Source organism: Vibrio rhodolitus (assembly GCF_003350325.1).
Taxonomy (GTDB): Bacteria; Pseudomonadota; Gammaproteobacteria; order Enterobacterales; family Vibrionaceae; genus Vibrio; species Vibrio rhodolitus.
Window position 1 is genome coordinate 35,440 of sequence record NZ_QLYZ01000018.1, and the last position, 14,325, is coordinate 49,764.

Annotated in this window: 14 protein-coding genes; 12 read left to right on the forward strand and 2 right to left on the reverse strand. The window is 44.8% G+C overall.

Going from position 1 to position 14,325, the window contains the following annotated elements; genetic code table 11:
• Nucleotides 1–100 precede the first annotated feature (100 nt).
• Both mepK and DPF93_RS15835 read left to right on the forward strand, forming a co-directional pair.
• Nucleotides 101–643: a peptidoglycan L,D-endopeptidase MepK gene (mepK, locus tag DPF93_RS15830; RefSeq protein ID WP_114767091.1), complete on the forward strand. Its 543-nt coding sequence runs from the start codon at nucleotides 101–103 to the stop codon at nucleotides 641–643.
• A gap of 89 nt (nucleotides 644–732) precedes the next feature.
• Entirely contained in the window at nucleotides 733–1,389 is a 657-nt protein-coding gene (locus tag DPF93_RS15835; protein WP_114767092.1) for an MBL fold metallo-hydrolase, read from the forward strand.
• Between the two features lie 10 nt (nucleotides 1,390–1,399).
• On the opposite strand, the gene DPF93_RS15840 is transcribed toward DPF93_RS15835, so the two are convergent.
• Nucleotides 1,400–2,128: a DUF2982 domain-containing protein gene (locus DPF93_RS15840; protein WP_114767093.1), complete on the reverse strand. Its 729-nt coding sequence runs from the start codon at nucleotides 2,126–2,128 to the stop codon at nucleotides 1,400–1,402.
• A 222-nt stretch (nucleotides 2,129–2,350) separates the two neighbouring features.
• Between DPF93_RS15840 and DPF93_RS15845 the strand changes: the two genes are divergently transcribed.
• The 10 genes from DPF93_RS15845 to DPF93_RS15890 all read left to right on the forward strand — a co-directional run bounded on the left by DPF93_RS15845 (nucleotide 2,351) and on the right by DPF93_RS15890 (nucleotide 12,490).
• Complete coding sequence (locus DPF93_RS15845; protein ID WP_114767094.1) at nucleotides 2,351–2,722, forward strand: MarR family transcriptional regulator; 372 nt, start codon at nucleotides 2,351–2,353, stop codon at nucleotides 2,720–2,722.
• A 410-nt stretch (nucleotides 2,723–3,132) separates the two neighbouring features.
• Nucleotides 3,133–4,260: a TRAP transporter substrate-binding protein gene (locus DPF93_RS15850; RefSeq protein WP_114767095.1), complete on the forward strand. Its 1,128-nt coding sequence runs from the start codon at nucleotides 3,133–3,135 to the stop codon at nucleotides 4,258–4,260.
• Between the two features lie 126 nt (nucleotides 4,261–4,386).
• On the forward strand, nucleotides 4,387–4,920 hold the full coding sequence (locus tag DPF93_RS15855; RefSeq protein ID WP_114767096.1) for a TRAP transporter small permease subunit: 534 nt from the start codon (nucleotides 4,387–4,389) through the stop codon (nucleotides 4,918–4,920).
• Between the two features lie 10 nt (nucleotides 4,921–4,930).
• A complete protein-coding gene (locus DPF93_RS15860; protein WP_114767097.1) occupies nucleotides 4,931–6,214 on the forward strand; it encodes a TRAP transporter large permease in 1,284 nt (427 codons plus the stop codon).
• A 91-nt stretch (nucleotides 6,215–6,305) separates the two neighbouring features.
• On the forward strand, nucleotides 6,306–7,661 hold the full coding sequence (locus DPF93_RS15865; protein ID WP_114767098.1) for a cache domain-containing protein: 1,356 nt from the start codon (nucleotides 6,306–6,308) through the stop codon (nucleotides 7,659–7,661).
• Nucleotides 7,654–8,289, forward strand: a complete 636-nt coding sequence (locus DPF93_RS15870) for a response regulator (protein ID WP_114767099.1) — start codon at nucleotides 7,654–7,656, stop codon at nucleotides 8,287–8,289. The genes DPF93_RS15865 and DPF93_RS15870 overlap by 8 nt, the downstream gene beginning before the upstream one ends.
• A 123-nt stretch (nucleotides 8,290–8,412) precedes the next feature.
• Nucleotides 8,413–8,760, forward strand: a complete 348-nt coding sequence (locus DPF93_RS15875; protein WP_114767147.1) for a DOPA 4,5-dioxygenase family protein — start codon at nucleotides 8,413–8,415, stop codon at nucleotides 8,758–8,760.
• 183 nt (nucleotides 8,761–8,943) lie between these two features.
• Nucleotides 8,944–9,420, forward strand: a complete 477-nt coding sequence (locus DPF93_RS15880) for a Dps family protein (protein ID WP_114767100.1) — start codon at nucleotides 8,944–8,946, stop codon at nucleotides 9,418–9,420.
• Between the two features lie 160 nt (nucleotides 9,421–9,580).
• Nucleotides 9,581–10,900, forward strand: coding sequence for a DASH family cryptochrome (locus DPF93_RS15885; protein WP_114767101.1), 1,320 nt, complete (start codon nucleotides 9,581–9,583; stop codon nucleotides 10,898–10,900).
• 48 nt (nucleotides 10,901–10,948) lie between these two features.
• On the forward strand, nucleotides 10,949–12,490 hold the full coding sequence (locus tag DPF93_RS15890; RefSeq protein ID WP_114767148.1) for a cryptochrome/photolyase family protein: 1,542 nt from the start codon (nucleotides 10,949–10,951) through the stop codon (nucleotides 12,488–12,490).
• Between the two features lie 2 nt (nucleotides 12,491–12,492).
• Here the strand turns inward: DPF93_RS15890 and DPF93_RS15895 are convergent, their stop codons facing one another.
• Nucleotides 12,493–14,292, reverse strand: a complete 1,800-nt coding sequence (locus DPF93_RS15895; protein ID WP_114767102.1) for a putative bifunctional diguanylate cyclase/phosphodiesterase — start codon at nucleotides 14,290–14,292, stop codon at nucleotides 12,493–12,495.
• Nucleotides 14,293–14,325: the final 33 nt, after the last annotated feature.

A 14,325-nucleotide genomic window follows, 5' to 3' on the forward strand; every position in this document is an offset into this window, starting at 1 on the left:
AGCGCCTTTTAAGCACAGTTTATGCATTTGCACTTCATAACAGAGTTAGGTAGTGTCCATTTCGGCACGAGATCCACAGCAGTTATGAAGGTTTACAACAGTGCAAGTTACACGTAGAAATTTTATTAAGTTGGCAGGTAGTGGGATAGTGGTGGCGAGTTGTGCCCCAAGCGTTGCGTTAGCATCCTATCCTGACCTTTCACGTTCACTCGCACTGAACAATGTGCATACAGGTGAGAACCTAGAGACACGTTACTTTGATGGTCAACACTATGTTTCCAAAGAACTAGTGAGAATTGACAAGATCTGTCGTGACTTTAGACGCAATGAAATCCATAAGATGGATAAGAAGTTGTTTGATCAAATCTCTTTGATCCAAGCAGAGCTCGGGGTTGAAGCTGAGGTGCAGATCATCTCAGGTTACCGTTCACCAGCGACCAATAAAGCGTTGCGTGCTAACTCAAGCGGCGTAGCGAAAAAAAGCTACCACATGACAGGGCAAGCGATCGATTTTCGTCTCGATGGCGTTAATCTCCGCAAAGTACGCGATATTGCCCGTGAAATCAAAGCAGGTGGTGTGGGGTATTACCCAAGCAGTAACTTTGTCCACATTGACACCGGACCTGTGCGTTACTGGTCTTAACCCTGCTTTACATGATAGCCAACTCTGCTTGAGCTTAGTTAACTATCATGTCATAGTTCTGCCAGATTCGCTATATATAAGGTTTTTCTATGTCTTTGAAATATCAGGTTGTTCCTGTTACCTCATTCTCTCAAAACTGTTCAATTGTGTGGTGTGATGAAACCATGAAAGGAATAGTGATTGATCCTGGTGGTGATGAGAAACAGCTCGCGGTATTGATTAAAGAGCTGGGTGTTGAGGTTGAAAGCCTGGTACTGACCCACGGTCACTTGGACCATGTTGGTGGTACGCAAGCTTTAGCTGAATTGCTTGACGGTAAGCGTATCGTTGGTCCTCATAAAGAAGACAATTTCTGGCTACAGGGCTTGGAAGGTCAGAGCCAGATGTTTGGTTTCCCACTCACGCAAGCTTTCGAACCGGATCAATGGCTAGAAGACGGTGACACGATTACTTTTGGTAACCAAACTATGGCGGTACTTCATACACCAGGTCACACGCCAGGTCACGTTGTACTATTTAGCCAAGAAGCGCAGCTTGCGTTTGTCGGCGATGTACTGTTTAACGGCAGCATTGGTCGTACAGATTTCCCGAAAGGCGACTTCAACACACTGATCACCTCGATTAAGACCAAACTTTGGCCATTGGGTAATGAAGTACGTTTCGTTCCGGGTCATGGCCCTGAGTCAACATTTGGTCGTGAGCGTGCATCTAACCCGTTCGTAGCAGATGAGATGCCGCTATATTAATGGCTGGTTTCTAATGTATATCTTTCCAAAGGTCGCTTTCGCGACCTTTTTGTTTATCGAAACCGTCTTTATTCGCGTCGTGACTCGCCGCAGCTAAATAGCGTCTCATTAAACCAACAAACTCCTCTCCTGAACGATCTAAATCGCTGGTGGCAATAAACACGTCATAATCATAAAAGTCACGTTGATAGCGCATTCTGTTGGCTAACATCGCTTGAAGACCCGTGTAAGTATTGCCTTGAGATGAAAGATAAGGTCGAGAGTCGAGTACTTTATCTTCGAAGTAAGCGATCTGACCTTGCTGCTTGAGCCCTAAGTACAGTAACGCGCGCTGTCCGAGTAAAAGTTCAGTGGATATGCGCGGGCAAATGCTGTCTAGATAAGGCTCATAGCTTTTTAATTTAATCCCTATCCATGGGAGAGGTTGATACCAACCCTCGTGATGATGCTGGCAGATACCTATTTTCTGCACGTTGTGCCAACTGACGACCCAGCCACCTTTGGCAAAGTGCTGCTGAAAATGGGTAGCAGTCAGCGTATAGGCGACGGTCGATTGTTCGATGAGCTTTTTTAGTGCGTAGTAAGCGGCGATAAGCAGTAAGAAACCGACAATTAACTGCTGCCAATTTGTCGCAAACCAAACGATGCATGCCGCCACAACAGCAACGGGTGTCGCTACCCAAATCTGCTTGAGGGAAATGTTTCTAAAGCGATGATTGTATAGATGTATAGTTTTCATCCATTTCCTTTGTTTTCAACCGACAGACATGCCATTCAGTACTCAACGAAGGCTAAATGGATCAGTTTAAATATCGACTATTTTGTAAACTTACACCAACACGCCACACGTTTTTGTCGCAGAAAGGTGTCGATTTCCTGTCATTAGCCGCAAATTTTTGGTATAAAACGCGCTTCAAATTTTCACCACTGCTCGGTATGCAGTGAAATGGAGAAACACTCGATGAGACTTGCTCATAAGCGCAAAGTGCAGCTGAAACTGCAAAAGCACATTAAAGCGGCAGTTGCTAACGTTCAAGCAACTAAAAAAGCTAAGCCTGTAGTTGAGAAGAAAGTCGCTGTAGCACCAGCAGCGGAGAAAGTCGTTGCTGTTAAGCAAGCTGACGTTGCTCTGACTCCTAAGCAGCAACAAGTGCTAGATATTGTTGTTAGCAATACTGATGGCATCAACCCTAAGGGTATCGGTCTAGCGGCTGGTCAAGAAGAAGCAAAAGCAGCTTCTTGGGCAACTGGCGCACTTAAAAAACTACTAGAAGAGAATCTAGTAGTTAAAGAACAACTAGCTGGCAACAAAGTTATCTACAAAGCTCTTTAATAGCTCAGCTCAAGTTAGGAAAAAGCCTCCACAGATGTGGGGGCTTTTTTTTGCTTCAATTGTCCCGTCCTACTGTACGTTCAATTCACGTTGTATGTGCACAAATCTACAAAATAGAAACGTTCACATCACATATTTGATAATAATAGTCAGAAGCCTCGGTGAAATATACGTACGTATCGTTTGCGATTTGTCTTTGCTTGCTTTTAATTTTATTTCCATATAATTCAGTTAGATAATATGGTTGTGTCATATTAGCTACGTAGATATACGTAGTATGGTTACGTAGTGCATAAATCGACTGTTAAATTTTTCAGTGTTCTCGCCGATTTTATCTTGCTCATTGTTAAGTCATGCTGAATTTGAATAGGAAGTGTCGTAAAGGCGCTCGTGAAACAAAGGACCTGATAATGAGAGCATTTAATTCATTTTTAGATGGAAAGCTAAAAGTTGGTATTGCGACACTAGCAGCATCGATTGCGCTAGTTGGTTGTGGAGAAGAGTCTAAACAAGAGACCGCCCAACAAGAAGTGAAACCAGAGAAAGTTTATAAGTTGAAGTTAGCTGAAACTTGGGGACCAAACTTCCCAATCTTTGGTGATGCAACTAAAAATATGGCGAAAATGGCAGAGGAAATGTCAGATGGTCGCCTAGTGATCACCATTGATTCATCAAACAAGCACAAAGCACCACTGGGTGTCTTTGATATGGTGAAGTCAGGTCAATATGACCTTGGTCACTCAGCGTCGTACTACTGGAAGGGTAAAGTGCCTAATACACTTTACTTCACATCTATGCCTTTCGGTATGTTGCCAACCGAGCAATACGCATGGTTCTACCACGGTGGTGGTATGGAGTTGATGGAAGAAGTGTATGCACCGCATAACCTACTGTCATTCCCTGGTGGTAACACAGATACGCAGATGGGTGGCTGGTTCCAAAAAGAGATCAACTCTGTCGATGACCTACAAGGTCTGAAAATGCGTATCCCTGGCTTTGCCGGTGAAATTCTTGCAGAACTTGGCGCTAAGCCAACTAACATTGCTCCGGGCGAACTTTATACTTCGTTAGAGCGCCGCACTATCGATGCACTAGAGTGGGTTGGTCCATCGCTTGATCTGCGTATGGGTTTCCACAAGATTGCACCTTACTACTACACAGGTTGGCATGAGCCAGGCACAGAGCTGCAATTCCTAGTCAACAAGCGTACTTGGGATAGCCTACCAGCTGATCTACAAGCGATTCTAGAAGTAGCGATGAAGACTGCCGCGTACGATATGTACACTCAGTCTAAGCATGAAAGTGGTAAGAACTGGGCATCAATCAAATCTGAGTATCCAAACGTAGAAGTGAAGGATTTCCCAGCGGAAGTGATTACTGCGCTAGAAGAAGCGAATGAGCGTCTACTTGCAGACCACGCAGCAAAAGATGAGCTAGCGAAGAAGATTCAAGAATCTCAAGCGGCATACATCGAACAGGTTCGTCCATGGTCAGATATTTCTCACCGTGCATACCTAAACAGCCAAGCTGAAAAATAAATAGCTGTAAAAAAATGAAGTGACACAGTCACTCGAAGTCCAAGAAAACCCCTTAATTATTATTAGAATATTCGCTCCACCAGCTCCGGCTGAGTGGAGCTCTTTTTAAGTTCCATGGAGTTAGGGATGAGAAGTTTAATTTATATAGAGCGATTGTTTAATCGATTCGGGGATATCCTAGGATGGCTATCCAGTATCTTGTTTATTTTGTTACTGTGTAACGTTGTCTATGATGTCGTGATGCGTTATGTGTTTAACGATGTTTCTATTGCTTTCCAAGAAATGGAATGGCATCTATTTTCGGCTGTATTTCTAATTGGTGTGCCTTACGCCATCAAAGCGGGCGGTCATGTTCGCGTCGATTTATTCTATGAGCGTCTGTCGAACAAAGCCCAAGCGGTTATCGATCTACTTGGCACGCTATTTTTCCTCTTTCCTTTCTGCCTGTTGGTTGCGTGGTACGGCATCGATTTCGCCAAAGAAAGCTACGCATTAAATGAAATGTCTGGTGACCCGGGTGGTCTGCCATATCGTTGGATCATCAAAGGCATGATTCCACTTTCATTCTTATTTATGGCGATCAGTGGCGTAGGGCTTGTCCTGCACTCACTTAATCGAATTTTTAATCCACACCTAATGCATACAACAGCAGAGAAGTAGGAGGCAGCACGTGGTCGGTATTGTAATGTTTTTTGTTGCCCTATTTGCATTGTTGCTAGGGTTTCCAGTCGCATTCACCTTTGGTGGTATTGCGTTAATCTTTGGTGTTTGGGCAGAAGGGTTCGATATGTTCGCCTTTATGCCATACCGAATTCAATCAATTATGGAAAACACCGTTTTGATGGCGGTGCCGCTATTTGTCTTTATGGGGCTAGTACTGCAAAAGACTCGTCTGGCGGAACAATTGCTTGAATCTATGGGTAAGTTGTTCGGTGGTGTACGCGGTGGTATCGCGATCTCTACCGTGCTGGTTGGCGCTCTGCTTGCCGCTTCTACCGGGGTTGTCGGAGCTTCGGTGGTGGCTATGGGCTTGATCTCGCTACCCGTGATGCTGAAGTACAATTACGATAAAGGTCTTGCTTGCGGCACTATCTGTGCATCAGGCACATTGGGGCAAATCATCCCGCCTTCGATTGTACTTATTCTTCTTGGTGATGTTTTGGGTGTTCCAGTGGGCGATCTTTTCCAAGCAGCAATCTGGCCTGGATTGGTGTTGGTGGGAGCTTACATCGTCTACATTCTTATTTATGCCAAAATGAACCCAGAAGCCGCTGCACCTATCGAGCGCGATGAAAGTGTTAGCCGTCAGCAAGAGGTGATTGCAGCGCTTAAAGCGGTAATTCCTCCATTGGCGTTGATCGTCGTGGTACTTGGCTCAATCTTCGCGGGTGTGGCAACACCAACCGAATCAGCGGCACTGGGTGGCGCAGGTGCAATCGTGTTAGCGGTGCTTTATCGCCAATTTAGCTGGGGCATGATTTATGATGCAGCAAAAGAAACGGTAAAAGTTACCGCGATGGTGTTTGCTATCTTGCTTGGTGCAACGGCGTTCTCGATGGCGTTTACCTATACCGGAGGCGATCACCTTGTTGAGCAGTGGATGCTACAGATCCCAGGTGAGAAGTGGGGCTTCTTGATCATTACCATGCTAGTGATTTTAGTTCTTGGCTTCTTTATTGATTTCGTTGAGATCTGTTTCATCATCGTGCCAATTCTGGCGCCAGTTGCCGAGCTGCTTGGCATCAATATGACATGGTTTGCGATTCTGGTTGCGATGAACTTGCAGACCTCGTTCTTAACCCCACCATTTGGATTTAGTTTGTTTTATCTCAAAGGTGTGGCGCCATCTGGCGTAACAACCCGTGATATTTATCGAGGTGTGATGCCATTTATCGCGATACAGATAGCGGTGCTGGCAACCATTTTGGTCTTCCCGGAATTTTACGGAATGTGATCATGTGATTTTTGTTAATCGGTTGTAAATGATACATTTAAGCGGCTTACATTAGTAAGCCGCTTTGTTTTAGTTGTAATGGGGAAAAGGAATGCCTCTTAAAGCTAAGTTAATCTTGCTCAGCTTGTTGCCTTTATTGCTGGTCACTATCAGCACCAGTTGGATTTCGGTTTATCAAGCGCAGACACTTCGTGATAAAGAGGTGGAGATTTTCCGTTCTAGCCTTATCAAATCAAAAGAAACTGCACTACGAGACAGTGTCGATCTCGCCCTAGACTCGATTCGACATGTTTATAACGATCCGTCCTTAGATGAGCGTGTGGCGAAAGCGCAAGTTAAAGCCATTATTGAAAAACTTCGCTATGGCACTGATGGCTACTTTTTTGTGTACGACCAAGAGGGCACAAATCTGGTTCACCCGATCATGCCGGAACTTCAAGGGCAGAACTTGCTCGATATTCAAGATAACAATGGTGATTTCTTGATCGTCACCTTGCTTGAGCAAGCTCAGCGTGGCGGTGGTTTTCATCAATATCTTTGGAAAAAGCCTTCGACTGGAGAAACCGTTACCAAACTTAGCTATGCCGCTTGGCTGGATAAATGGCAATGGATGGTGGGTACTGGGCTTTATATTGAAGATGTCAGCGAAGAAGTCGCCAACCTCAAAAGTGCAGTGGACAAAAATATCGAAACGACCTTCTTTTCGATGATCATTATTGTCGTGGTCACCGTTGCGCTTATTGTCGTGGTAACGCTCGCGGTCAATTTGCATGAACATCGTATAGCAGACCGAAGTTTGAAAGAACTTGCACACAAAACGGTTATGTTTCAAGAAGATGAAAAGAAGCATCTTGCTAGAGAACTGCACGATGGCATTAACCAACTGCTGGTGTCGAGCAAGTGCCATCTTGAGCTTTTGAGTAACAAACTTGAAGACGAAGCGCAGAAACAACATCTGGCACATTCACAGCAATCATTGATGATGGCGATTAATGAAGTGCGGCATATATCGCATAAACTGCGTCCAAGTTCACTCGACGATATTGGATTAGAAGCGGCGTTGGATACACTGTTGCAAGATTTTCGTGCCCACTCAGGTTTGAGTATCGAAGCGGTGTTTGATACTCAAAACAGCAAATTGAAATCGGAAGTTGCGACTACGCTTTATCGAGTGGCACAAGAGTCGTTGACCAATATTGAAAAGCACTCGCAAGCCAACGCCGTGAACGTCATCTTGCAGCAACTTGGTAGCCGACTTCAGCTCATTATCCGTGATGACGGGGTGGGGTTTGATGTTGGCTCGACACTGCGCAAGACTGGCATTGGTTTGCGTAATATGCGTGAGCGCGTAGAGTTTATTGGCGGCGATTTTGATCTCGAAAGCGAGCCAGGGTTTGGCACCGAGATAACGGTATTACTAGAGTTGGATGAGTTAGTTTATGGATAAACCGATCAACGTTGTAATCGTCGATGATCACCAAGTGGTCCTTGATGGTTTTATTGCTAGGCTAAGTCTTGAGTCTGATTTTAAAGTGATTGGCACGGCAAGTAATGGTGTTGAAGCCGTCGAAGTAGTCAAAGCCTTGCAGCCTGATGTGGTGCTGATGGACATCAGTATGCCACTGATGAACGGTATTGATGCCACGCGGATCATTAAAGCCGAGTGCCCAGAGGTTAAGGTGTTAATGCTGACGATGCACGATAGCCGAGAATACATTATGAAAGTAATGCAGTCAGGGGCTGTGGGCTATATGTTGAAAGAAATTTCTGCAGAAAAAATGGTTCAAGCGATTAAAACGGTTGAGCAAGGTTCTACTTACTTCTGTGAATCGGTCAGAGAAACTCTGTTCTCACAAGGGTCGCTCCCCGCAGCCGATAAGCCAAATCCGCTCAGCCGAAGAGAAGAAGCGGTGCTTAAATTAGTCGCTCAAGGTTACAGCAGCAAAAAAGTCGCGTCACAGCTGGATATTAGCTATCGAACCGTTGAGACACATCGACAAAATATCAAACACAAACTTGAGTTAAGTAGTACTGCCGAGCTGGCGAAATATGCGGTAGAACGGGGCATGATTTAGCTGCGGTAAGCTCTGTCTACCTTCTGATTGAGCTTGGACAAACGTAAGGAATGTAAGCTTGAATGTCTCCAAGGCGCTCAAGTGATAGACTGCCGCGCTAAAGCTCAACAACTAAAAAATACTATGACTTATCCGAAAAATCTTCATCAAGACTACCACGCTCATTTTTACTTTGATCAGCAAAGCAGTGATTTCGCTGCGTCAATCCGCGATAAAATTCATCAAGAATTTGGATTGTTCGTCGGTCGATTCAATCAACGTTTAGTCGGACCACACACTAAATGGAGCTTTGAGATTGATTTTACTCATCAAGAATTTGAAGCCGCAGTCGCATGGCTTGACGCCAATCGCAATGGTCACTCAGTTTTAATTCATGCCGTAACTGGGGACGATTATCTTGACCACACTGATTATGTCTATTGGCTGGGTGAGCCTGTAGCTCTTGACCTTAGCGGTTTCACGCCTTTATAGCTGAAAAATAAGTTAATTTGATTGCTTAAACCCAGCACTTATCGGCGGCTAGGTATAATCGATTTTACCGATTGTTAGTATAGCTGTAAGCATTTTTACCACCGACGAGAGAAGGCGTATTCTAGCTCCATTGAAACAACACAGCCGAGTGTTGTTTGCTCATATCGAGTTAGGAGAATCAAGATGTCTAATCAAATTACTTTAATTGGTCTAAATAGCGAAAAATCTGCTCAACTAGCTGAGCAACTAAACCAACTTCTTGCACACTACCAAGTGTTATACATGAACAGCCGTGGCTACCATTGGAATATCAAAGGTCAGCAATTCTTTGAACTTCACGTGAAATTTGAAGAGATCTACACTGATCTACAAACCAAAATCGATGAGCTGGCAGAACGTATTCTTACACTTGGTCATACACCGGATCATAGTTTTACGCGTTACCTAGAGCTTAGCGAGCTAAAAGAGCACGTTAATGCAACTCAAGGTCAAGACTGTGTCCAAGGTCTGGTGAAAGGCTTTAGCATGCTTATTCTTAAACAGCGTCAGATTCTAGAGCAAGCAGGCGAAGCTGAAGATGAAGGTACAGCGGCATTGATGGGTGATTACATTCGTGAGCAAGAAAAACTAATGTGGATGCTAAACGCATACTTGCAATAATCGCTGATAGTGAAGAGGGAGCAAATGCTCCCTTTTTTACGTTGGTAGATTTTGCCTGACAAATTGAGCTGTTATTCGTTAGCCGGTGGTAAAGAGAAACTGAACTAAAAAGAGCCATTTACGTAAATATTAGTCGGTGTAGTTACGGAGTGGATTCAAGATGGGTAAAAAAACAATCGGCGTTTACTGGTTTACCAACGATCTTCGTTTAGATGACAACCCTTTGCTTGCACAAGCGGCGCAAGAGGTTGACCAACTTATCTGCCTTTATTGCTTGCCGAGCTATTCTGAATACTTAAAGCGTTTCACCTCTGAATCACACTATGGCAGTGCAAGAGAGCGCTTCTGGCAGCAATCTGTCGCCAGTTTAGACCAAGCGCTAAACGAGAAAGGACAGCGTCTAGTTGTCTCACAAGCTCATCCTTTTTCTGCGCTAGCGCACTTAATGAGCAACGATAATATTAGCGCGCTCTACTGTGATGACTTTGTCGCCCATGATGAAAGGCTAATCGTCCAGCATCTGAGCTGCTATTTTCCTTTAGTGAAGATATGCCAGCGATCGCAGCGGACACTGTTCCAACAATTTGAGCTGCCATTCACACTCGATGCTTTGCCCGCGTCGTTTACCCAATTTCGTAAAATGGTTGAAGGTCAATCTATCGCCTTGCCACATTGCGCAATAACCAATCTTCCTGCTCCAGCAAAACATAGCTTAGAGACTGTGACCTTGCCTGAGGTTAGCGTTAGTAGTCGTGATGACTTTGTCGGAGGCGAGCATTTTGCCCATGCGCACATGATGTGTTATTTCTCCACTTCGTTTGCCAGTCGTTATAAGCAAACCCGAAATGAATTAGATGGTAAAGAGAACTCGACGAAGTTTTCTCCTTGGCTTGCGGTTGGCAGCTTGTCGCCTAGTCAAATCATGCATGCGCTCAATCAATATGAACATCGTAACGGCAGTAATGAGTCAACCTATTGGATCTTTTTTGAGTTATTGTGGCGAGAATACTTTCAATGGTATGCACGCAAGTTTGGTGTCTCTCTGTTTCAGCGTAAAGGAGTGCAAAACAAGCCGCCATTAACCACGTTTTATCCGCAGCGCTTTAAACAGTGGAAAATGGGTAATACCGAATACCCGCTAGTTAACGCCTGCATGAAGCAATTAAACCAAACTGGCTATATGTCAAACCGAGGACGGCAACTGGTGGCAAGTTGCTTGATTTACGAATTGGGTATTGACTGGCGCTATGGTGCTGCTTACATGGAAAGCCAGTTGGTTGATTATGATGTTGGCTCTAACTGGGGTAACTGGCAGTATATCGCTGGCGTAGGGGCAAGTCGTTCTGCACGTCGTTTCGATCAAAGCAAGCAAGCGGCATTGTACGATCCGCAAAGGGAGTTTGTTCTGCGTTGGAATGGCAATAGCAGCGTGGCAACATCGGATAATGTCGATATGGTCGACTGGCCCAAAAGAGCCTGAACCATGCAAACCCAAGCTACGCAGCGCACATCAATAGGGAAAGAGACGATGAAAATAGAGACAGTTCGGCTTGTTTTGGGTGATCAGCTTAACCATCAGCATTCTTGGTTTGGGCGCGTTGATCCGAGCGTGCTTTATCTCATCGCGGAATTAAAGCAAGAAACGGATTATGTGCGGCATCATGGGCAAAAAGTCGCGGCATTTTTTGCCGCCATGGAAGAATTTGCAAGTCATCTGCGTCAGGCTGGTCACCATGTGGAGTATTTGACGCTCGATCATACATGCCAGTACGAGAATCTAACCCAAATCATTGATTCAATTATTAAAAAATATCAAGCAGAGCATTTTGAGTATCAACGACCAGATGAGTTTCGTTTGCTGAAGCAGCTTGAAACGCACAGTTATGAAGCGACTTCGTATTGCGTCGCCAGCGAACATTTTCTTTTGCCTTACCAAGAGATACTACAGTCGTTCCCGCAAAATAAGCACATTTTGATGGAGCATTTTTATCGCTCGATGCGCAGGCGTTACGGCATTCTTATCAAAGACGGCAAACCTGAGGGCGGTAAATGGAACTTTGATGCGCGCAATCGCAAAGCGCTTAAAGCGGCAGACATTGCTGATCTGCCAGCACCTTTGATGTTTGCCAATGATATCACTGAAATTAAAGCGCGAATCGAGCGCCATGGCGTTATGACTATCGGTGAGCTAGGTGATGATCTCTTATGGCCGGTAACCCGCAATCAAAGTCTTAATCTGCTCGCATTTTTTTGTCAGCGCTGCTTGCCTCTATTTGGCAGCTTTCAAGATGCGATGACAGACCAGCATCAATCAGCTTGGAGTTTGTACCATAGCAGGATCTCATTTTCTCTTAACTGCAAACTGCTTAGCCCCCTTGAAGTGATTGATGCGGCGCTTAGTGCCTATCAAGGTAACGATGATATTGATATCGCCCAAATCGAAGGCTTTGTGCGCCAGATCCTCGGGTGGAGAGAATACATTCGCGGCGTATATTGGAGCAATATGCCTGATTATCAGAGTAAGAATGCGCTACAGGCAACGCGCGATTTACCAAGCTATTTTTGGCACGGTCAAACCAAGTTGAACTGCATTAAGCAGGCGGTAGGTCAGTCGCTTAAATACGCTTATGCGCACCATATTCAACGGCTTATGATCACGGGTAATTTTTGCCTAATCACCGAGATCGACCCCGAGCAAGTTGATGCATGGTACTTAGGGATTTACATCGATGCGATTGAATGGGTTGAGATGCCCAATACTCGTGGTATGGCATTGTTTGCCGATGGTGGCATTGTTGGCACTAAGCCTTATGCGGCGAGTGGCGCTTATGTCAATCGTATGAGCGATTACTGCAAGTCGTGCCACTACAACGTTAAACACAAGTTGGAGGAGGGGGCATGTCCTTTAAACAGCTTGTACTGGCGATTTATGCATAAACACCGGGCGTTAATTGGCAACAACCCACGTATTGGCATGATTTATCGCTCTTGGGATGCGTTGGATGATGAAGTGCAGCAGCAGATAGTGCAAAAAGCTGAGCATTACCTAGAAAACCTCGACGATTTGTAAGGTTAGATACTGAGCTCTTCAAGATCGGGATGTTCAACAAATCTCTGGCTAAATTCATGCGCTGAAAGAGGTTTGGAGAACAGGTAGCCTTGGAAATCGTCACAGCCTTCTTGGAATAGTAGCTCACGTTGATTTTCATATTCCACGCCTTCTGCTATCACCCATTTACCCATATTGTGACCCAGCTGCACTATGGTTCTAACTAACATGTGATCGTGATGTTCTTGCACGCAGTCATCAACGAAGGACTTATCTATTTTCAAAACATCGATCGGCAGGTGTTTGAGATAATTAAGCGATGAGTAGGCGACGCCAAAGTCATCAACCGCAATCGTGACACCTTGCTCACGAAGTCGATGACAAACTTGCGTGACGCGATCGGAGTCTTTCATCAAAGTCGTTTCAGTGATCTCAATTTGCAATAGATGAGGCGGTAGTTCAGTGCGACGTAAAATGTGGCGCACATAAGTTAGCAAGTCATCATGAGCAAACTGAACGGTAGAAACGTTGACGGAGATTTGTACCGACATGCCTGCATCGTACCAAGCTTTGGCTTGTTCACACGCCTCTTTTATAACCCAACGCCCAATCATAATGATTTGTTTGGTTTGCTCGGCCACCGAAATAAACTCGAATGGACTGATCGTCCCAAGATCAGGGTGCTGCCAGCGGATCAAAGCTTCCGCGCCGCGTACTTGTTGATCTTTGACCGACACTTTGGGCTGGTAATGCAGCACAAACTGGTTAAGACGAATTGCCTGTTCAAGTTCGACTTCAATTTGATGGGCACGAATGGTTTCATCCAGTAAGGATTCATCGTACCAACGCACGCGATTTTTGCCGGTATTTTTGGCTTTCACTGTCGCAACATCGACGTTCTTTAACCAGATATCACGATTGTTAGTCGCTTTTTTCAAAGAAGAAATACCCACAGAAAAGGTCACTTGGTAGAAGCCACGGTCGAGTTCAAAGTGGAAGCGCTCAGGGCGTGATAGCTCACGTACAATACCTTCCACTTGCTGATCAATATTGGCTTTTTCAGTCACCACGATGACAAACTCATCACCTTCTAAACGAAACAGTTCGGCTTTGTTCATCACCAGTTGTTTTAGACGAGTACCAATGAACTTCAGTAAGGTATCGGCTTGTTGTGGACCAAATGAGTCATTAACGTCTTTAAAGTTATCGACATCAATCTTAAGTAGGACAAAGTCGCGATTATCAATATAAGCATCAGCGTAATTTTCTATGTAACGATAGAAAGCGCGTCGGTTAGGCAATTGAGTGAGAAAGTCACTGCGGCTTTCATCAAGGTAGATGCTTAGTTGCCTATCAAATTTAAACTTGTAGTAAGTCATAATGGTGGCAAACACAGTGATCAGCAATAGTTTTACCGAATCGTCTGCCATCTCGAGCATGCCTTCTTTGGGTACGGAAAACATGTAGTGGGCAATCAAGACTAAAGAAATAGTGATGGGCCAAATCGTACTTGGGAAAAGCACCAAGTAACAGAGTGGTAGCAAGAGAAATGAACGCTCGATCGCCTCGACATTTAACGGCTCTATCAAACCGCCAATTAAGATATGCACAAAAGAAAGCACTGCAAATAGCTTGCGTCGCTTGGCAGATTTGGTGAATAGGGCAATCAGCATTCCGAGTGGAAATAGCAGATAGGACCACCCAACTAACTCATGCTCCGTGATGAGTGTGTGCGTGATCAAAGTGATGGCGGCGATGTAAGCTATTCTGACCAAAACTAAAGGGCTCAACATTCGGTTAAGCCAATTTTCCTTGTCAATCATGTAGCTCCCTCGGCATCTCAATCTCCCTACGAT